Origin of the sequence: Drancourtella sp. An57, from assembly GCF_002161525.1 — a bacterium.
In the GTDB taxonomy this organism is placed as follows: domain Bacteria; phylum Bacillota; class Clostridia; order Lachnospirales; family Lachnospiraceae; genus Sellimonas; species Sellimonas catena.
This window is the reverse complement of sequence record NZ_NFHY01000018.1, coordinates 47,851-66,789: the sequence shown is the minus strand read 5'-3', so window position 1 is coordinate 66,789 and position 18,939 is coordinate 47,851. Positions and strand designations below refer to the sequence as shown.

18 protein-coding genes and 1 pseudogene are annotated in these 18,939 nt (G+C 47.4%); 16 read left to right on the top strand and 3 right to left on the bottom strand.

Annotated features, from left to right (window positions below; all coding sequences use genetic code 11):
* Nucleotides 1–588: 588 nt before the first annotated feature.
* From mobC to B5G11_RS13630, 8 genes and pseudogenes are all read left to right on the top strand, one after another.
* Nucleotides 589–975: a plasmid mobilization relaxosome protein MobC gene (mobC, locus tag B5G11_RS13665; RefSeq protein WP_087254724.1), complete on the top strand. Its 387-nt coding sequence runs from the start codon at nt 589–591 to the stop codon at nt 973–975.
* 210 nt (nt 976–1,185) lie between these two features.
* Complete coding sequence (locus B5G11_RS16825; RefSeq protein ID WP_087175258.1) at nt 1,186–1,395, top strand: hypothetical protein; 210 nt, start codon at nt 1,186–1,188, stop codon at nt 1,393–1,395.
* Entirely contained in the window at nt 1,331–2,125 is a 795-nt protein-coding gene (locus B5G11_RS13655; RefSeq protein ID WP_343215517.1) for a replication initiator protein A, read from the top strand. The genes B5G11_RS16825 and B5G11_RS13655 overlap by 65 nt, the downstream gene beginning before the upstream one ends.
* Nucleotides 2,122–2,975: pseudogene (locus B5G11_RS13650) on the top strand (ATP-binding protein). Before B5G11_RS13655 ends, B5G11_RS13650 begins: the two are co-directional and overlap by 4 nt.
* Entirely contained in the window at nt 2,976–3,170 is a 195-nt protein-coding gene (locus B5G11_RS13645; RefSeq protein WP_004605493.1) for a DUF6462 family protein, read from the top strand.
* Nucleotides 3,171–3,447: 277 nt separating this feature from the next.
* Nucleotides 3,448–4,659 (top strand): site-specific integrase, encoded by a 1,212-nt coding sequence (locus tag B5G11_RS13640; protein WP_087254717.1) that lies wholly within the window; start codon nt 3,448–3,450, stop codon nt 4,657–4,659.
* A gap of 439 nt (nt 4,660–5,098) precedes the next feature.
* Nucleotides 5,099–5,548 (top strand): Hsp20/alpha crystallin family protein, encoded by a 450-nt coding sequence (locus tag B5G11_RS13635; protein ID WP_087254714.1) that lies wholly within the window; start codon nt 5,099–5,101, stop codon nt 5,546–5,548.
* 144 nt (nt 5,549–5,692) lie between these two features.
* Nucleotides 5,693–6,160 carry a helix-turn-helix domain-containing protein gene (locus B5G11_RS13630; RefSeq protein ID WP_087254712.1) on the top strand — a complete coding sequence of 156 codons (468 nt, stop codon included), beginning with the start codon at nt 5,693–5,695 and terminating at the stop codon, nt 6,158–6,160.
* A 57-nt stretch (nt 6,161–6,217) separates the two neighbouring features.
* On the opposite strand, the gene B5G11_RS13625 is transcribed toward B5G11_RS13630, so the two are convergent.
* Entirely contained in the window at nt 6,218–7,108 is an 891-nt protein-coding gene (locus tag B5G11_RS13625; RefSeq protein WP_087254709.1) for a LysR family transcriptional regulator, read from the bottom strand.
* 204 nt (nt 7,109–7,312) lie between these two features.
* Here B5G11_RS13625 and B5G11_RS13620 point away from each other — a divergent pair, with 204 nt between their 5' ends.
* Both B5G11_RS13620 and B5G11_RS13615 read left to right on the top strand, forming a co-directional pair.
* Nucleotides 7,313–8,179, top strand: a complete 867-nt coding sequence (locus tag B5G11_RS13620) for an aldo/keto reductase (RefSeq protein WP_204229625.1) — start codon at nt 7,313–7,315, stop codon at nt 8,177–8,179.
* A gap of 33 nt (nt 8,180–8,212) precedes the next feature.
* Nucleotides 8,213–8,572 (top strand): cyclophilin-like fold protein, encoded by a 360-nt coding sequence (locus B5G11_RS13615; protein ID WP_087254706.1) that lies wholly within the window; start codon nt 8,213–8,215, stop codon nt 8,570–8,572.
* Nucleotides 8,573–8,637: 65 nt separating this feature from the next.
* Here the strand turns inward: B5G11_RS13615 and B5G11_RS13610 are convergent, their stop codons facing one another.
* Nucleotides 8,638–9,489 (bottom strand): aldo/keto reductase, encoded by an 852-nt coding sequence (locus tag B5G11_RS13610; protein ID WP_087254703.1) that lies wholly within the window; start codon nt 9,487–9,489, stop codon nt 8,638–8,640.
* Nucleotides 9,490–9,608: 119 nt separating this feature from the next.
* Here B5G11_RS13610 and B5G11_RS13605 point away from each other — a divergent pair, with 119 nt between their 5' ends.
* Nucleotides 9,609–10,463, top strand: a complete 855-nt coding sequence (locus tag B5G11_RS13605) for a LysR family transcriptional regulator (RefSeq protein ID WP_087254700.1) — start codon at nt 9,609–9,611, stop codon at nt 10,461–10,463.
* Between the two features lie 47 nt (nt 10,464–10,510).
* Here the strand turns inward: B5G11_RS13605 and B5G11_RS13600 are convergent, their stop codons facing one another.
* A complete protein-coding gene (locus B5G11_RS13600; protein ID WP_158099291.1) occupies nt 10,511–11,437 on the bottom strand; it encodes a DMT family transporter in 927 nt (308 codons plus the stop codon).
* A gap of 399 nt (nt 11,438–11,836) precedes the next feature.
* On the opposite strand from B5G11_RS13600, the gene B5G11_RS13595 reads away from it, so the two are divergent.
* From B5G11_RS13595 to B5G11_RS13575, 5 genes are all read left to right on the top strand, one after another.
* A complete protein-coding gene (locus B5G11_RS13595; RefSeq protein WP_087254695.1) occupies nt 11,837–13,618 on the top strand; it encodes an adenine deaminase C-terminal domain-containing protein in 1,782 nt (593 codons plus the stop codon).
* Nucleotides 13,619–13,642: 24 nt separating this feature from the next.
* Nucleotides 13,643–15,373: an adenine deaminase gene (ade, locus tag B5G11_RS13590; RefSeq protein WP_087254692.1), complete on the top strand. Its 1,731-nt coding sequence runs from the start codon at nt 13,643–13,645 to the stop codon at nt 15,371–15,373.
* Between the two features lie 26 nt (nt 15,374–15,399).
* Nucleotides 15,400–16,965 (top strand): xanthine/uracil/vitamin C permease, encoded by a 1,566-nt coding sequence (locus tag B5G11_RS13585; protein ID WP_087254689.1) that lies wholly within the window; start codon nt 15,400–15,402, stop codon nt 16,963–16,965.
* Between the two features lie 181 nt (nt 16,966–17,146).
* Entirely contained in the window at nt 17,147–18,187 is a 1,041-nt protein-coding gene (locus B5G11_RS13580; protein ID WP_087169643.1) for an ABC transporter substrate-binding protein, read from the top strand.
* Nucleotides 18,165–18,938, top strand: coding sequence for an ABC transporter permease subunit (locus B5G11_RS13575; RefSeq protein WP_087254686.1), 774 nt, complete (start codon nt 18,165–18,167; stop codon nt 18,936–18,938). Before B5G11_RS13580 ends, B5G11_RS13575 begins: the two co-directional genes overlap by 23 nt.
* Nucleotide 18,939: the final 1 nt, after the last annotated feature.

Sequence of the window (18,939 nt, the reverse complement as noted above, 5' to 3'; positions counted from 1 at the left end):
TATTGCTTTAAGAGGTGGCTCTCAACAGCGGATTCACCTTCTCATATGGGTGGCTCCGACATTCGGAATGGGTGGCTCTATGCAACGGATTGAGTGGCTCCGAAGTCACGGAATACTCATTTTCGAATCTCCTTGTATTTCTGCCTCTGACAAATGGGTTAAGTGAGGGGATCTTTAAAGAATAAAAAAGATAAGAGTGGATCTGGTTGATAAGAATAAAATTTATTTCTTTTTGCCCCTGTATAATAGCCACTCCCGGTTACGTTAAGTGAGGGGGTAGATATTATAGAGCAAGATCCACCCGTGTTAAGCGGTTATGCCATTCCTGGTAATCCTTTAACTTACAGGTTGAGCTCTTGATGGGGATTTTTCCAGAGCAAGATCCACCCCGTAATACACTATCGTGTTTTCCTGTGTAGGGCTCTTGCTTGGGATTTCGATTCCCCATACCCTCGATGATCTGCCGATTTGGCAGATATTGGCGTCCACTGGAAAGTGGGACGCAGCACAAAAGGTAGATTCCGGCAGGACTGCCGGTTCTCCCCTTTGTGGTGTTACTGAAGTAACTGAAAGAAAGGAGATGAAGTCATGAGAAAAAGGAGAATGGAACAGGAACTGAACCATCCGCGTTTTGTCGGAGTCCGGCTTTCGGATATTGAGCTGGAACTTCTGGACAGGAAGGCGGAGATCCTGGGGGTGTCCAGATCCGAATGCCTGCGGAAACTTTTGGTGGAAAAGGAGATCGTGCATCGAGTAGAAGTGGTCGCCGATATGGAAGAACTGCGAAGTCTGGTGGGGGCATATGGAAAGATCGGTGTGAACCTGAATCAGATCGCACGGTACTTCAATACGGGCGGAGAACGCTCTCTGGCTATGGAGGATGAAATCCGTCACTGCATCGCGGAATTGTTCGCACTCAGGGAAGTGGTGTTGAAGATGGCAGGGGATTTTGAACGGGATTATCGGGGCGGTTAAAGTAGTCCAGATGAATTGTTCCAAAATGATACCGAAACACGACCAAACAGCGTTTTCTGCCGTCAGACAGGATAAACCCCAGGTAAATATATTTGAAGTCAAAAAAGCCTGCCGTAAAGGGCAAAAAATGCAAAAAATGATACCGAAACGCGACCATATTTCGCTGTCCTGTACCAAGTACTGGCAGGATGGCAGGAAGGAGGAATGTCTGTGCCGAGAATGAGCAAGAAAAGGAAACAGGAATTGGCCTTTTTTCTCAATGAAAGAGGGCGCATCGCCCACAATGACACCTGCAGGAAATGTGTCGGGGACTGCAAGCAGAGTTTCCGGACTGTGATTGTCTGTTGCCCCTGTTATGAATCCAAGCGAAGCCGCCGGCGGAAAATCAGACAGAAACAAAAGGATGGATGTGAAGAATAGAGACCAGATGGAATATTTGACAGAGCGGACCCTGATCAGAGATTTCATCCCTTACCCAAGGTTTCTGCTGGATATGAAACTGACTCAGACAGCCAGGATTCTGTATGCCCTGTTGCTGGATCGGTCTAAGATTTCAAGGAATAACGGATGGAAGAATGAAAAAGGGTATATTTACGTGATTTACCCAATCATGGATTTGGCACAAGTGTTGGAAAAGAGTCATATGACCATTAAGAAAGCTTTGAATGAACTGGAAAATGCCGGACTTTTAGAAAGACAAAAGCAGGGATTTTCAAAGCCCAATCTGCTGTATGTCAGAATTCCGGCAGAGGGAAAGAAAAGTGTCCCTGTGAAGGAAAGAAAACTATCCCCCATAGGGAAAGAAAAAGATACTTATGAGGGAAAGAAAACTGTCCCTGTGAGGGATAGAAAAGTATCCCCTAATAAAATGAGTAATAGTCAAATGATATATAGTCAAATAAATAAAGAGAGAGAAGCACGCTCTGCCTATGGCGAATATCACAATGTGTTTCTCTCCGAAACAGAATATGGAGAATTGAAACAGGAGATCCGGGAATTAGACAGGCTGATCGAGGAGCTGTCCAGTTATATGCGTTCCAGCGGAAAGCAATATGCTGATCATGCCGTTACCTTGAGAAGATGGGCAGAACGGTCAGCCCCGGTAAAAAACATTCCGGATTATACCTGCAGTGAGGAGGACAGTCTATGAACAAGCTGGTAGAAGAAACAGTAAAGAACATGATGCAGCCGGGAGAAAGAACTAGGGAGGATTACATCGGAGAAGACGGGCTTCTGTATTGTGGACAATGCCATGAACCGAAGGAGGCTTATTTCGATCAGGAAAAAGTCGGAGTTTTGGGAATAAAAAACATCCGCGTGAATGTGAGTGCCGGAGGCAAAAGAGAAAAGAAGAGGAACAGTACCGGGAACAGCAGCGCCACGAAGCTGTAGTCAGAGAATTGAAGGAACATTGTTTCTCGGATAGATCCATGAAGGAATGGACATTTAAGAATGATAAGGGACTTTCCGAAAATACCGTGCTTGCAAAGCTTTATGTGAAAGACTGGGAAACAATGAAGGCGGAAAATACAGGATACCTCTTCTGGGGAGCAGTGGGAACCGGAAAAAGTTTTCTGGCGGGCTGTATTGCCAATGCACTGTTGGAACAGGAGATAGCAGTGCGCATGAACAATTTTGCGGAAGTGCTGAATGATCTGTCTGCTAATTTTTCAGAGAAGAACACATACATAAAAAATCTGTGCAGAGTTCCGTTGCTGATTCTGGATGATTTTGGAATGGAGCGGGGAACAGAGTACGGACTGGAACAGATCTATGCGGTGATTGACGGCAGATATCGGAGTGGGAAGCCCCTGATTGCGACGACCAATCTGACACTGCAGGAGTTAAAGAATCCGCAGGATATAGCACATGCCAGGATTTATGATCGGTTGCTGGAGATGTGCGTGCCGGTTCAGTTTAAAGGTGAGAGTTTTCGAAAACGTACGGCTCAGGAAAAGCTGGGGCGGATGCAGAAAAGAATAAAGGAGGAGATGAGGTAAATGAGACAGACAAAAGAAAGAGAGAGCAACTGCCGTCTGGCAGTGGATATTGAAGGTCTGGCCGCTATGCTTTCCTGCGGACAGATGACTGCAAGGAAGATTGCGGAAGATGCGGGAGCCCGGATCACCATCGGCCGCCGGGTATTGTATTCCGTACAGAAAGTGGAAAAATACCTGGAAGCAATAGCGGAATAGAGGAACACGGATGTGCGTGGGGTTGGTTTTGTGCTATACTTTTCATAGACAGGACAAGACCATTTCCCACAACAGGGAGGTGTGAGTATTACAGAAGTAACAGTTCAGCACGCGCCATTCGCAAAACCGCACTTACGTGCTAATGATGGCTGTCGCCATTGTTTTGCTCATTCACGGGCGCTCATCACATCTGGATGTCAGTCACCGGATTTTTATGCAAGCATAAATCCGTCTCCTGGCATCAGATGGCTGAACTGTTCCAGAAAGGAATGGTTTTGTGGCAAGAAAAGACAATAGAGGAAGAAATCTGAGGACCGGGGAATCCCAGCGCAAGGATGGACTCTATATGTACCGGTACAAGGATGAACGGACCGGCAGACGCCTGGCCGTTTATTCTCCGGATCTGGCTGAACTCAGGAAAAAAGAAAAAGAGATTGAGAAAGACCAGAGCGAAGGAATTCTGACCGATACCCAATTCAAGAATATGACTCTCAATGATTTGTTTGAAATCCACATGGATACCAGAAAGCTGGCAGAGAGTACACAGGCCAATTACAGAAGGATGTGGAACAGTCTTGTAAGGAATGAACTCGGACAGATGAAAGTGGTACAGGTAAGACCATCTCATGTACGCCTGTTTTATTCTCGGCTGAGCAAACAGAAATATTCCCACAGTACCATCAAGTTTCTCCATAATATGATCTTACCGAGCTTTGAGGTGGCTGTAGATGACGATATCATCCGGAAGAATCCGTCCAAGAGAACGCTGGGAGACTATGGAGAACCGGAAAAGAAACGCACCGCCCTGTCCTTTGAGCAACAGAAAAATCTGCTGAACTATGTAAAGAACAGTGAGGTATTCCATATCTATCTGCCGCTTTTGCAGGTGATGATCGGAACGGGACTCCGATGTGGAGAACTGATCGGTCTTACCTGGAAGGACGTAGATCTGAAGACCAGAACTGTATACGTGAATCATCAGCTGATCTATAAGAACTATGGAGACGGGTGTGATTTTCATGTGACAATGCCGAAGACAGAAGCCGGGATCCGGGAGATACCCATGAGCAAGATGGTGGCAAAAGCCTTTGAGACCCAGAGACGGCTGAATTTTCAGATGGGAATTCCAAGGGATGTGAAAATCGAAGGGCTTTCGAATTTCGTATTCATGAGCAGGAGCGGGCGTCCTATGATGCCCACTACCGTGAACTTTATTCTCCGGGATATTGTGAAGGCGTATAACGAGGAAGAAAATGAGCGGGCAAAGCGGGAGAGGAGAAAGCCAGAAGAGCTGCCTCATATTTCCGCCCATATTCTCAGACATACGGCCTGTACCCGGATGGCAGAGACAGATCTGGATATGAAGGTCGTTCAGTATGTGATGGGACATGCGAATATTAGTGTCACGATGGAAGTTTATAACCATATCACAGACCGGTCCAGGATTGAAAAAGAGATTGCGAAGATGGATCTGGTTCAAATCATGTGACCGGATTTTCAGTCTCCAAATCAGAGATTTTTGATTTCCTTGGAGTGAAAATTGCAAAAAAATCAGATTTTTCTGCTTTTGATGGTGTAGTAAATTAACTCAGATTTCCTTGAATTTACAGGGGATTTTGGAGGTCCCCGATTCTGAAATTGGTGTAGAAATGGTGTAAAAATGGTGTAGTAAGCCATTTTTTGAAAAAATTAAAAAATTGGAAAGCCCGAAAAAGCCCGTAAAATCAAGCTTTTTTGAGGTTTTCCAAAAAAATTATTAAAAAAATTAGCACTCACCTCTTGACGCTGCTAATAATAAGTGCTATATTACAACTAGAACAAAGGAAGAGATGAAGATCTCGAAAGAAAGTTGTTCGATTTCAACACTTCGGATTTCTCCGATAGTGCTAAAATAAAATGAATTGTCATAAAGAAAGGAGACATGACTTATGATGATGCCTAGTATTTTTGGAGAAAACTTATTTGATGACTGGATGGATTTCCCATTTGATGATGATTTCTTTGGAAAGAGAAACCCGTTGTATGGAAAACACGCAAAGAACATGATGAAGACAGATGTCAGAGAGACAGATGATTCTTACGAAGTAGATATTGATCTCCCTGGATTTAAGAAAGACGAGATCAATGCCCAGCTGAAGAATGGATATCTTACCATTTCTGCAGCGAAGGGACTGGATAAAGACGAGAAGGATAAAAAAGGTAACTACATCCGCAAGGAGCGTTATGCAGGCAACATGAGCAGAAGCTTCTACGTAGGAGAGAATGTTACTCAGGAAGATGTTCATGCGAAATACGAAGACGGTATCCTGAAACTGACAGTACCGAAGAAAGACCAGAAAAAAGTAGAAGAAGCATCGCACATCGCGATCGAGGGCTAATAAATCATGCGGGCGGCCGAAAAGGCCGCCCCTTTTTGTTCCCACCTTCTGTCAGGAAAACGGGCGAAACTGTACAGGATTCCTGCTGGTATCTTTTCACGAAAACAGGTAAAATGAAGACAGAAAACATCAGGAGGAACAGTTATGAATTTAGGAAATAATCTGTATCAGGCAAGGAAAAAGAAAGGGCTGTCTCAGGAGGATGCGGCTGAGAAGCTTGGTGTGAGCAGGCAGACGATCTCCAAGTGGGAGACAGACGAGACGCTTCCGGATATCCGCCAGGCAAAGCAGCTTTCGATGTTGTACGGTCTTTCGCTGGATGAGCTGATTTCATTTGATGTGGAAATGCAGGAGATTCAGGATGTGATCGACCGGATGAGTGACGAGGTGACAGAAAAGATCGACTGGACAAAAGCGTGGAGTAAAAAGTATCCGATTCTGGCGTCCTACCAGAAAGAGGTGGACATTTCGTATTATGCGGAAGAGTTGTGCAGGCTCTTGATCCGGATGGAAAAAGAATATGGATATAATGAGCTGGATTCCATGCTGGTGCTGAAAGATATTCTGGCAAGAGTGTGGAAGAACAGAGGAAAAAAGAATTCCGGGAAATAGATGATGAAAACGCAGGGCAGGCAGCGGACGATGATAGAACCGCTGCCTGCTCTGGCTTTATGTTTCGGAACCGACTGCCGTTGTGAATGCTTTCAGGCGTTCATAGAATACTTTTGCGGCCGGTGAAAATGTTTGATATTTTTTGGTGACCATATAAAGGCCTACAGATAATTCCGGACTGATTGGCCGAAATACAAGGTTTCGTCCCATGGTGTTGACAAGCCGGTCAAGGCAAAGGGCATATCCGATGCCGTGCTCCACAAGATAGGTAGCATTGTAAATCAGATTGTAGGTCGCTACGACATTCAGGGCATCCTCACCGAACCAGTCCAGATCCTGATGGCCGGAAAAGGTCTGGTCTGCCAGAATCATCGGAAGCGTTTTCAGCTGATCGATGTTGATGGTGTTCTGTCCGGCGAGCGCACAGTCCTTTGGCATCAGCAGTCCGTAAACATCTTTTTGATGTAGATTCAGGTAATCGTATTTTTCCTGCCGCACCGGGCCAAGCAGAAGTCCCATATCGGAGAGCCCTTTGTCAATCCGGTCCATGATGGCGTCAGCATCCCCGCTGTAAGTATGAAGCTTGACATCCGGATAATCTCTGTGAAACCCTGCCAGAAGCCCGGCGATCATATCCATTCCTACCGTTTCGCCGCAGCCGATAAAAATATCTCCGCTCAGATGCTCGGCGTCCGTATGAAGAGCGGTCTCTGTATTTTCCAGAAGTTTCATAATCTCCTGCGCACGGTTACGAAGGAATACCCCGTCTTCCGTCAGTTCGATGCTTCGTTTTCCGCGGATAAAGAGCTGTTTTCCAAGCTGGCTTTCCAGATCCATCATCTGCCTGGAAAGAGTAGACTGGGAAATAAACAGTGTCTGAGCCGCCTTTGTAATATTCAGTTCTCTTGCTACTGCAAGAAAATAATGGAGCAGTCGCGTTTCGATCATGCCGTTTCACCCTTTCAAGTATGGAATATAAAATCAGTATAGGGTCAGTATACCACAAGTCTATCATTCCTGAAAGTGATGATAAATAAGAAGTGATAACTGTTTGTTGTTTCTTTAAAACGGACCTATAATGAAATCAAACAGGAGACAGCCGCCGTGCGGACGGTCTGCTGTCATCAATAAAAAATGTAGGAGGCGGATTTTATGACGGAAACAGTGAAACTGTCGAATGGAGTTTCCATGCCAATGGAAGGATTTGGTGTGTTCCAGATACCGGAGCAGGAGTGTGAGCAGGTTATAAGAAATGCGATAGAATCCGGTTATCGTTTAATTGATACGGCCAGTTCCTATCAGAATGAAGAGGCGGTCGGCCGGGCAGTCAAAACCTGCGGCATCCCGCGGGAGGAACTTTTTATTACGACAAAAGCATATATTCAGGAAATGGGCTATGACAACACGATGAAGGCATTTGAGGATTCCCTGAAGCGGCTGGGGCTTGACTATCTGGATCTGTATTTGATTCATATGCCGTTTGGCGACTATTATGGATCGTGGCGGGCAATGGAAGAGTTGTACCGGGCAGGGCGGATTCGTGCCATCGGAGTCTGCAATTTCCTTCCGGACCGCCTGCTTGACTTCTGCTATAACGTGGAAATCAAACCGCAGGTCAATCAGATTGAGCGCCACCCGCATTACCAGCGCGCAGAAGATCTGCAGCTGATGGAAGAGCTTGGCGTGCAGCCGGAGGCCTGGGCACCTTTTGCGGAAGGATTGAAGGGAATGTTTGAGGAACCGGTGCTGATGGAGATTGCGGCGAAACATCAGAAGACACCGGCTCAGATTCTCCTGCGCTGGAATGTGCAGCAGGGCGTCATTGTCATTCCGAAATCGGTTCATAGGGAGCGCATGGAAGAAAACAGAAAGATCTGGGATTTTGAACTGGATGCAGAAGACATGCAGCGGATCGCGGAACTGGACAAAAACTGTCCGTCCATGCTGGACACCCGAAAAATCAGTGAGATCAGGCGAGTGTACGATTATCTGAACAACCCTGTTTTGACCAGTTTATAAGAGAAATAAAAGCTTGCAAAGGAGAATGGAATCATGATGAATATGGAAGTGAATGGAACGACCATTCAGGTGAAATTATACGAGAACAGTTCGGCGGAGGCAGTGAAAGAACTGCTGAAGAAAGGCCCGTTTACAATAGGAATGAAAGATTATGCCCATATGGAAAAGTTCGGAAGCTTTGGGATGCAGTTTCCGACGAACGACGAAACGATTACAACCGAAGCCGGAGATGTGATCCTTTCGGAAGGGAATCTTCTCGTTATCTATTATGCACCGAATACGTGGAATTTTACGAGGCTTGGAAAGGTCCAGAATCTGTCAGAGACAGAATTGAAACAGGTACTTGGAAAAGGAAGTATTACGGCAGTCCTGACGCTGTCGGACGACGAATAACAAAGAGGGAGAGGTTTGCGGCCTCTCCCTTTTCATACCTGGTTTTTCAATGTTGTTTCTGTTTTTTATTCATGTACTTTTAAGCCATGAAGCATTTTTACAAAGTTCGGATCATCGTGGTTTACGATTTCGCTGTGTCCGATATCCAGTTTTGCGATTTCGTTCATATCTTCTTCGCTGAGCTCAAAATCCCAGATGTTCATGTTCTGTTCCATACGGTCTTTGTGAACGGATTTTGGAATTACGACAACGCCGCGCTGTACGTTCCAGCGGAGAGCAACCTGAGCTGCGCTCTTTCCGTATTTTTCTCCGATAGAAGAAAGAACCGGATGAGTGAAGATGCCGTGGTTTCCTTCTGCGAATGGTCCCCATGCTTCCGGACGTACGCCGTATTCTTTCATCAGTGCAAGAGCGTCTTCCTGCTGGAAGAATGGGTGAAGCTCTACCTGGTTGACTGCCGGGATCACATCGACTGTCTCGCAAAGATCTGTCAGACGTGCCGGATAGAAGTTGCAGACACCGATGGCACGAAGTTTTCCTTCTTTGTAAGCTTCTTCCATTGCACGGTAAGCTCCTGCATAATCACCCATCGGCTGATGGATCAGGTACAGATCAAGGTAATCAAGTCCCAGTTTTTCAAGAGAACTCTCGATTGCTTTCTTTGCGCTTTCGTAGTCTGCATCCTGTACCCAGAGCTTGGTTGTGATGAAAAGCTCGCTGCGGTCTACACCGCTTTCTTTGATTGCTGCACCGACTGCTTCTTCATTCATATAGGCGGCAGCAGTGTCGATCAGACGATAACCGCTGTTTATAGCATCCAGAACAGCCTGTTTGCACTGTGCCGGGTCCGGTACCTGGAACACACCAAATCCTTCCAGCGGCATTTTGATTCCATTATTTAAATTAACATATTCCATGATTTTTTACCTCCATTTCTTTTGATGACTTCATTGTAGCGGATCCTTTCAGAAAAGTACAATACAGGTTCCGAATTGTGCTATAATTGAAATGAATAGTGAAAAGGAGAGATGTTTACATGATTGAAATCTATCTTCTGGAACAGCTGGTGGCGTTTGAAACATACGGAACGCTTTCGGCTGCAGCGGAATATCTTCATATATCACAGCCGGCCCTCAGCCATTCGATGCAGAAGCTGGAGGAGCTGATGGGAGTCCCGCTGTTTCACCGTCAGAAAAACAGGCTTGCACTAAATGAAAATGGCAGGCTTACTGCAGAGTATGCCCGGAAGATTCTGGAGCAGGAACGGGACATGGTAGAAAGGGTCCGGCTTTTTGACAAGAGCAGAAGGACAATCACCCTTGGCTCCTGTGCGCCGGTGCCGGTTTCGGATATTGTGCCGCTTCTGTCAGGGCAGTATAGAGGGATGACGATTTCATCCGAGATTGTAAACAGCGATGAAGAGCTGATGGAGGGGCTGATGAAAGGTTCTTATCAGATCGTCGTTCTGCACCATGATCCGAAAAAGGACGGCCTGTATGCGGTACCGTTTCGCCGGGAACGTCTGTATCTGTCTGTTCCGGAGCAACATCCGCTGGCCGAAAAAGATGAGATTGTCCTTTCCGATATTGACGGGCAGAACATTCTGCTCTTTACACAGATTGGTTTCTGGTACGAATTATGCAAAGAAAAGCTTCCGCACGTTCATTTCCTGATGATGAATGAATTTGACGCGTTTTCCGAAGTGGCGGAAGCAGGATCGTTTCCGTCCTTTGCGTCGGATGTACTCATTCGGCAGAATGGAATGCCGGAAGGGAAAAAGATTGTTCCGATCCTTGATCCCGAGGTGGACGTCACCTACTATCTGGTCTGCAAGACAACGGATCAGAAACTGTTCCAGCCTGTGTTCAGGAGGCTGCATACGATCAAATAGAAAAGTTCCGCTTTTCCCGTGAGGAGAGGCGGAACTTTTTTGACACGCTATGCTTTTTTAATCTGATAAATATTCAGAAGAAATACGGCTCCGATAATAAAGAAAAATCCAATGAGATCGGCGGCCGTAAACCGGGTGCCAAGCAGGAGAGCGGTCAGGATCACGGAGGAGACCGGATCAAAGTTTGCAAGGGTTCCGGCCTTCACCGGAGGCAGCAAAGATGCTCCGAAATGATAGAAGGTGGAGCCGGCCGCTGTTCCAATCAGGATCAGTCCGCAAAATCCGAGGATGACCTGCGGCGTGATGTCGATGGAATAGGTCCATGGGCGGACAAAAATGGAGAAAAAGATTCCGCTGATCAGCATTCCGCGCCCCACGATGTATTTGGCGCCGTAAGTCCGCACGATTTTTCCCGGAATCAGGGTGTAAGTGGAGTAGGAAAAGGCACAGATCAGACCGAAAAACAGGGCGTACCCGGAGATTGCAAGGTCCCCCGGCCGTCCCCCGGTGCTGATGATGAAGGTGCCCGCCACCGCGGCGATGATCGCGGCTGCTTCCGTCTTTTTCGGAAGCGTTCTGGTGCGGATGCAGGTGACGATCAAAATGATGATCGTGGACAGATACTGCAGCACCGTCGCAGTTCCGGAGTCGGAATAATAGATCGACATAAAAAAGGTAAACTGTGTCAGGCAGATACCGAAAATCGCGAAAAAGACCAGTGTCATCGTATCTTCCCTGGACTGCCAGATGGAAGGATGCGGATGTGCTTTGGAGTCTTTTTTACGAAAAATCAGGTCCAGCAGAATCAGGATAATCCCGGCGCTGATCTGCCGGATACAGAGGACAACCGGTGTCGGGAGTGCCAGATCGTGCAGCAGATACTGCCCGGAACATCCGGAAAATCCCCAACAGAGAGTTGCTATGATAATGGAAACGGTGCCGAGTAATTCTTTGTGTTTTGTCAGACGATGCATGAATTTTGATTCCTTTCTTTCTAAATGCGTCATATCCCAGTATTATAATACAAAACAGAGAAAGTGGCTATCAAAAAATAAAAGGAAGAAAGTGGCAGAGGGGTTCGTATCATGGGACGATATATAAGTATGACTAATGAATAATCATGCAAAATTATAATATACTAATATATTTCCAATCATTTTCACTTATGCTATGATGAAAAGCGAAAGGAAGCGCAAGCTTCGGCACAACCAAATATAGTTGAAAATTCTTCAAGATACATTCGCAGGACGGGAAACCTGTTTAGCCTCTGGCCGATGTATCTTTTTTATTTCCCATTCCTGCTGTATGGGGAGTAAAAACACCCTTTACGGAATCATCCGTAAGAGGAAGCGAAACGCAAGGAGGATTTGAAAATGGAAAGAACAGTGGAAAATTTAAAGGAAATGATCCGCGCAGGACGCGGAAAGATCCCGGCACACAAGGTGATCCGGGGCGGACAGCTTGTCAACGTCATGTCAAGCGAAGTGTATCCGGCGGACATTGCCGTGTACAATGATATGATCGCGGCAGTCGGTGATGTGGAAGACTACATCGGACCGGACACAGAGATTATCGATGCCAAAGGAAGATACCTTGTGCCGGGTATGATTGACGGCCACATTCACAGTGAATGCAGCAAGCTCAGTATTACAAGTTACGCAAAAGCGGTTGTGCCAAGAGGAACGACAAGTATGATTTCCGGTCTGGATGAGTATATCTCCGTATCCGGTCTGGAAGGACTGAAGGAAATCTTTGCTGAAGTGAAGAAAAGTCCTCTGAAAGTATTTTGGGGAGCGCCGTACAAGACTCCGTACACCATTCCGGAATCTACGGTTGCTTTTAATTTCACCAAAGAAGTGCATCAGGAAGTGCAGAAGTGGCCGGAATGCTTTGGAGTATGGGAAACAGTAAGAGAGTTCCTTCAGGAAGAAGATGAGGACACATTAGGGGCAATTGCCGAGGCCTTCAAGAACCGTCTTCCGGTTTTCGGATGTGCGCCGATGGCACAGGGCAATGACCTGAATGGTTACCTTTGCGGAGGAGTACGTCTTGACCATGAAAGCTACACCCATGAAGAGGTAGTGGAGAAGATGCGAAAAGGAATGCACATGCTGATCCGTGAATCATCGGTTACTCATTTCCTGGAAGAGAACATCAAGGCGGTAACAGAGGTCAACCCTGCATTTGCGCGCCGTGTCAGCTTCTGTACGGATGATGTGACCGCAACGGATATTCTTGAAAAGGGACATCTTGACAACGTGGTACGTCTGGCAATCAAGGCTGGAGTAGAGCCGATGACAGCGATTCAGATGGCAACCATCAACAGCGCGGAAGCATACCGGATCGACCATCTGGTAGGCTCCATCTGCCCGGGAAGAATCGCGGATATTCTGTTTGTCGATGATCTTCACAATTTCAATGTAGAAGAAGTCATGACAAATGGTAAAATGGTAGCAAAGGACCACAAGCTTAGCTATGAGCTGCAGGCGCCGGAGAGAAGTTCTGTATTAAAAGGGGTTCTGAAATGCAAAAAGACAACAAAAGAAGATTTTGAATACCGGACTTCCATTGAGAACGGGGAAGCGAAGGTACTGGCTATGGACGTCAAAGGACCGTTCGTCCGTAAGAGAAGAGATGTCGTACTGAAAGTGGAAAACGGCATTGTGCTTCCGGATCCGGAACAGGATGTGGCAATGGTATCTGTCCTCGAAAGATTTGGAAGAAACGGAAACAAGTCTCTTGCATTCTGCTCCGGATGGAAACTGAAAAAGGGTGCCATGGCTTCCTCCGCGGCACCGGATGACAATAACCTGGTTGTCATGGGAGTCAGTGCGGAAGATATGTCCATCGCTGCAAACTATGTGATCGAGCAGGGCGGCGGACAGGTTGTTGTTGCAGACGGCGAGATTCTGGAATTTCTGCCGCTTCCGGTCGGAGGAATCGTAAGCGATCTGGAACCGGAAGAAATAGCGGCATGGGAAAAGAAAATCGACCATGCGGCAAGAAGCCTGGGATCCGATCTGCCGGACCCGATGATGTACATGTTCTTCCTGCCGATTACAGCGATCCCGGATTACGCCATCACGGATGCTGGCCCGGTTGACTATACGGCGCTTACTACATTTGAACCAGTCCTTGAAGTTACTGAGAAATAGAAGTAGAAGAAGAAGGTAGAGATCATGAAAAAAGAAGAACTGAAAAAGCTGATTGATACGGCAGCCGGAAGAATCCCGGCGGATGTTGTGATTCAGAACTGCAAAATTGTCAATGTATTTTCGGGAAAAATAGTAGAGGGAAACATTGCCATCTGCGGAGACCAGATTGCAGGAATCGGCGACTATGAGGGAAAAGAAGTGATCGATGCCGGGGGCCGGTATGCGGCGCCTGGATTTATCGACAGCCATATTCATATTGAATCTGCTTATGTAAGCCCGGAAGAGATCGGACGTCTTCTTGTTCCTCACGGGGGAACAACGATCATTGCGGATCCGCATGAGATTGTCAATGTCTGCGGAATCAGAGGGCTGGATTATATGATGGAGGCCGCAAAAGGGACGAAGCTTGATATCAAGTATGTACTTCCATCCTGTGTTCCGGCTACTCCGTTTGAACATGCCGGCGCGGTCATCAATGCTCCGGAGATGGAAGAGCCGATCAAGAGGGACGGAATTCTCGGACTTGGGGAATTCATGAACTTCCCGGGAGTCATTGCGGCGGACGAAAGCGTGCTGGACAAACTGATGACAGCCAAAGAAGAAGGAAAGATCATTGACGGACACGGCCCTGGAATTACGGGAAAAGAACTCAATGCCTATGCGTCAGCGCGAATTCTTGCAGATCATGAGTGTTCTACTGTAGAGGAAATGGAAGACCGTCTGGAACGGGGAATGTATATCCTGTTAAGACAGGGATCTGCCTGCCATAATCTGCGTACATTGATTAAAGGCGTGACACCGGAAAACAGCAGACGGTGTCTGCTCTGTTCCGATGACCGCCAGCCAAAGACCATTTTGCACGAAGGACATCTGGACAACCATCTCCGGATCTGCGTGGAAGAAGGACTGGATCCGGTGACGGCGATCCGGATGGCGACACTGAATGCGGCAGAATGTTTCCGCCTCTATGACAGGGGAGCTATCGCGCCGGGATACCGTGCGGATATTGTCCTTCTGGATGATCTGAACGATTTCCATGTCAACCGTGTATGGATTGCGGGAGAGCTGACGGCGGAAGAAGGAAGATACCTTCCGGAAATTCAGTTCCACGATATTTCTTCCGTAAAAGGAAGCGTAGTTGTAAAGGATTTCTCCAAAGAGAAATTCAAAATGCATCTGAAATCCGGTCATGTCAACGTGATCGGTATTCTGCCGGGAGGAGTTGTGACGAAAAAGGAAACAGCGGATATCAGACTGGATGAAAATGGGGAATTTATCCGGGACCCGGAAACAGATATCGTGAAAGTGGCTGTGGTGGAACGGCATCAGGGAACAGGAAACGTGGCCTGTGGATTCTTGAAAGGATACGGAATCAGGGAAGGTGCGGTTGCTCTTTCTGTGGCTCACGATTCCCACAATATCATCGTGGTCGGAGTCAGCGATGAAGAAATGGAATTTGCGGTCAACAGTTTGATTGCTCAGGAAGGCGGCATTGTTCTTGTGAAAGAGGGAAAAGTCATCGAGAGCATGCCGATGCCGATTGCAGGGCTGATGAGCGATCAGAGCGGTGAGTGGGTAGACCAAAAGCTGACCGACATTCATGAGAAGGCTTATTCAGAGCTTGGAATCAGCGGAGAGGTAGAGCCGGTTATGACACTGTGCTTCATGTCCCTTGCGGTGATTCCGGAGGTGAAACTGACCGATATGGGACTGTTTGATGTGACAACCTTCTCCTTTATTTCGACAGAAGCATAATACTTAAAAAGAAGAGAGAGAAAAAAATGAATAAAGAGAAAACACTTGTGCCATGGTTTCAACGTGGCGACATTGGTGGAATGACCTATTCCATTACAAATAACATTGTAAACTATTTGATTGTTATCACAACTCTTTCCGGCGTCCTGGAATGGCCGGATGAGATTGTATACGGATCCGTTATACCGGGTATGTCTGTAGGTCTGATGCTGAGCGGCATTTATTATGCGTTTATGGGACGGCGGCTTTCTAAAAAAGAAGGACGGGCAGACGTAACGGCTTTGCCATCCGGTGTTTCTACACCTGCCATGTTCGTTATGCTGTACGGAGTGATCATGCCGCTTCACTATGCGCTCAATGATCCGGAACTCGCATGGTCGGCAGCGGTAGCAGCATGTTTCATTGGAGGTGGAGTGGAAGCTCTTGGTGGATTTATCGGTCCGTGGATGAAGAGAAAACTCCCAAGAGCAGCACTTCTCGGAACGGTTTCCGGGATTGGATTTATCTGGATGGCGACGCAGGGAGTATTTGATGTGTTTGGAGATCCGCTTGTAGGACTTCCGATCCTGCTTGTCGCGTTCGTGGGCATTTTTGGAGGCTATCTGTTCCCGAAGAAGATTCCGCCGCTGGTGGTGGCCATTGTAGGTGGAATCATTTATGCATTCTGCCTTGGACGGACTTCGGTTGATTTCAGCGGAATCGGATTTTATATACCGAATCCGGTCAACAGTGTGCAGCATCTGATTAATGGATTTTCAGTTGTACTTCCGTACCTGACTATTGTTATTCCGGTGGAGATTTATAATTTCATCGAGACGATGGATAATGTAGAAGGTGCAAATGCTGCCGGTGATAACTACGATGTACGGGAAACACAGTTTGCAGATGGAATCTGTACCATGCTTTCCGCAGTCTGCGGCGGGGTGATCCCGAATACGGTGTGGCTTGGACATGCCGGACTGAAAAAGTCCCATGCAGGAATCGGATATTCTCTTGTATCCGGTCTTGTGCTTGGAGCGGCAGGAATCTTCGGATTATTTACATTCTTGAGTAATATGGTTCCGCCTGCAGTGTGCGCGGTGACCTTCCTCTGGTGTGCCGTAGTTATGGTAGCACAGGCCTTCAAAGACTGCCCGGTAAAGCATTATGGTGCCATTGCCGTGGCCATGGTTCCGCCGGTTGCGGACTATTTGTATACGCAGATCACCGGAGCAGTGGGACTTGCCGGTTACAGTACGGAAGTGCTGGCGGACGGAACGTCCGGCTACAATGCAGAAGTTACACAGATGATCAAAGATGCCGGGGTGATGTGGAACGGTGTGCCGGGCGTAAAAGCCGGGGCAATCATTATTGGAATTCTGCTTGGAACCATGACAGTCTTCATCATAGAAAAACAGCTTCATAAAGTAGGGATTACGGCTCTTGTAGGTTTTCTGCTTGCCTGCTTTGGATTTATCCACAGTGCACAGCTGGGCTTTTATCCGACCTCGCCGTTTGCGATCGGATATCTGATTATTGCCGTGCTGGCATTCCTTCTTCACCTTGGAAGAAATACCTGGTTCAAAGGGCCGGATGATTTTGAATATGTATAAGATTCAGCTGCCGGGTTCCCGGTGCCGCCATGTGCATCATCGTATGCACATAGGCGGCCAGGGGAACCTGGCTTTTTGTTTCCGTGACAGCCAGGAAATTGTGCAAAAAACAAAACAGGCTTGCCCGGAGTAAAGAATTGATTTATCATAATATTATCTGATAGAAAGAAAGGAGCTTATTATGAAAAAGTTATGTTCATGGCTGCTTGTCCTGGTACTGGCTGCGGCGTCCCTCGCAGGCTGCGGCTCTCAGAGTACGGATGAAGGCAGTAAGCAAAGTGAAGAAAATTCTGCAAAGCAGGAACAGACCGCAGAGCCGGTGGATGTCAATATCGCGGCACTGAAGGGACCGACCGCCATGGGAATGGTGAAGTTCATGGATGATGTGGACAAGAGCGAAGTGGATGATGAAAATTACAACTTCCAGATTGCGGCATCCGCAGACGAAGTGACACCGAAGCTGGTGCAGGGAGAGCTTGACATCGCGGCGGTACCGGCCAACCTGGCATCCGTACTGTACAACAATACAAAAGGTCAGGTACAGGTTCTGGCAGTTAATACACTTGGTGTTCTCTATATCGTTGAGAACGGAGAGACAGTACAGTCAGCAGCAGATCTGAAGGGAAAGACGATCTATGCAAGCGGAAAAGGGTCTACTCCGGAATATGCGCTGAATTATATTCTGACGGAAAACGGAATCGATCCGGCAGCAGATGTGACGATTGAGTGGAAGAGCGAGCACTCGGAATGTGTGGCGGCACTGGCAAATGATCCGAGCGGAATCGCAATGCTCCCGCAGCCGTTTGTGACGACAGCGCAGACAAAGAATCCAAATATCCGCGTTGCGCTGGATCTGACAGAGGAATGGGATAAGATTCAGGAGAATAAAGAGGAGAAGAGCGCGCTTCTGACAGGAGTCGTTGTTGCGAGAAGCGAGTTTGTAAAAGAGAATCCGGAAGCAGTGGCGAATTTCCTCGATCACTACAAAGAGTCCGTTGACTATGTAAACGAAAATACGGATGATGCGGCGAAGCTGGTTGGACAGTATGAAATTGTGACGGAAGAAGTGGCGAAAAAAGCGCTTCCGGAGTGCAACATTGTCTGCATTACCGGGGATGAGATGAAAGAACAGCTTTCCGGATATCTGCAGGTGCTTTTGGATGCCAATGCGCAGTCAATAGGAGGAGCGTTGCCGGAAGATGATTTCTACTACAGCGAATAAGAAGAAAAAAAGAACAATCAGATTATGGGCTGTGGCAGTCTGGCTGCTTGTGTGGCAGGCAGTCAGCACTTGGATCGGACAGGAGATACTGCTGGTATCTCCTGTTGTTGTTTTCAGGAGGCTGACAGAGCTTGTAAGGGAAACTGAATTCTGGCAGTCCATCGGATTTTCCCTGGTACGGATTCTGGGCGGCTTTCTTATTGCCATGGCAGCGGGGATTCTGGCGGCAGGACTTTCTGCCCGGTTCAGGCGTATTCGAGAGCTTCTTGCGCCTGCGGTGCTGACGATCAAGGCGGTTCCGGTCGCGTCCTTTGTCATCCTTGTGCTGATCTGGGTGCCCTCCCGGAATCTTTCCATCGTGATTTCCTTTCTGATGGTATTTCCGATTCTTTACACGAATGTACTGGATGGGATCCTTAGTACGGATTCGAAACTTCTGGAGATGGTGCAGATATTTGAAGTACCGAAGGCAGTACAGATCCGTTATGTCTATGTTTCGCAGGTCCTTCCGTTTTTCCGGTCAGGGTGTTCGGTGGCTCTTGGACTTTGCTGGAAGGCAGGGGTGGCGGCGGAAGTGATTGGAATTCCGGACGGCTCTATCGGAGAAAATCTGTACAATGCCAAAGTCTATCTGAACACGCCGGATCTGTTTGCGTGGACGGTGGTGATTGTGCTGATCAGCCTTGTATTTGAGAAACTGTTTCTGGCGGCAGTAGACCGGATTGTCAGTCATTTGGAAAGGATGAGCTGAG

Excerpts from the sequence above, each read along its gene's own strand:
- B5G11_RS13605 (WP_087254700.1), top strand. The coding sequence starts at position 9,609 with ATGATTGAAATCTATCTTCTGGAACAGCTGGTGGCGTTTGAAACATAC.
- B5G11_RS13585 (WP_087254689.1), top strand. The coding sequence starts at position 15,400 with ATGAATAAAGAGAAAACACTTGTGCCATGGTTTCAACGTGGCGACATT.
- B5G11_RS13645 (WP_004605493.1), top strand. The coding sequence starts at position 2,976 with ATGAGACAGACAAAAGAAAGAGAGAGCAACTGCCGTCTGGCAGTGGAT.
- B5G11_RS13620 (WP_204229625.1), top strand. The coding sequence starts at position 7,313 with ATGACGGAAACAGTGAAACTGTCGAATGGAGTTTCCATGCCAATGGAA.
- B5G11_RS13615 (WP_087254706.1), top strand. The coding sequence starts at position 8,213 with ATGATGAATATGGAAGTGAATGGAACGACCATTCAGGTGAAATTATAC.
- ade (WP_087254692.1), top strand. The coding sequence starts at position 13,643 with ATGAAAAAAGAAGAACTGAAAAAGCTGATTGATACGGCAGCCGGAAGA.
- B5G11_RS13625 (WP_087254709.1), bottom strand. The coding sequence starts at position 7,108 with ATGATCGAAACGCGACTGCTCCATTATTTTCTTGCAGTAGCAAGAGAA.
- B5G11_RS13610 (WP_087254703.1), bottom strand. The coding sequence starts at position 9,489 with ATGGAATATGTTAATTTAAATAATGGAATCAAAATGCCGCTGGAAGGA.
- B5G11_RS13630 (WP_087254712.1), top strand. The coding sequence starts at position 5,693 with ATGAATTTAGGAAATAATCTGTATCAGGCAAGGAAAAAGAAAGGGCTG.
- B5G11_RS13635 (WP_087254714.1), top strand. The coding sequence starts at position 5,099 with ATGATGATGCCTAGTATTTTTGGAGAAAACTTATTTGATGACTGGATG.
- B5G11_RS13575 (WP_087254686.1), top strand. The coding sequence starts at position 18,165 with ATGATTTCTACTACAGCGAATAAGAAGAAAAAAAGAACAATCAGATTA.
- B5G11_RS13655 (WP_343215517.1), top strand. The coding sequence starts at position 1,331 with ATGAATCCAAGCGAAGCCGCCGGCGGAAAATCAGACAGAAACAAAAGG.
- B5G11_RS13600 (WP_158099291.1), bottom strand. The coding sequence starts at position 11,437 with ATGCATCGTCTGACAAAACACAAAGAATTACTCGGCACCGTTTCCATT.
- B5G11_RS13595 (WP_087254695.1), top strand. The coding sequence starts at position 11,837 with ATGGAAAGAACAGTGGAAAATTTAAAGGAAATGATCCGCGCAGGACGC.
- B5G11_RS13580 (WP_087169643.1), top strand. The coding sequence starts at position 17,147 with ATGAAAAAGTTATGTTCATGGCTGCTTGTCCTGGTACTGGCTGCGGCG.
- mobC (WP_087254724.1), top strand. The coding sequence starts at position 589 with ATGAGAAAAAGGAGAATGGAACAGGAACTGAACCATCCGCGTTTTGTC.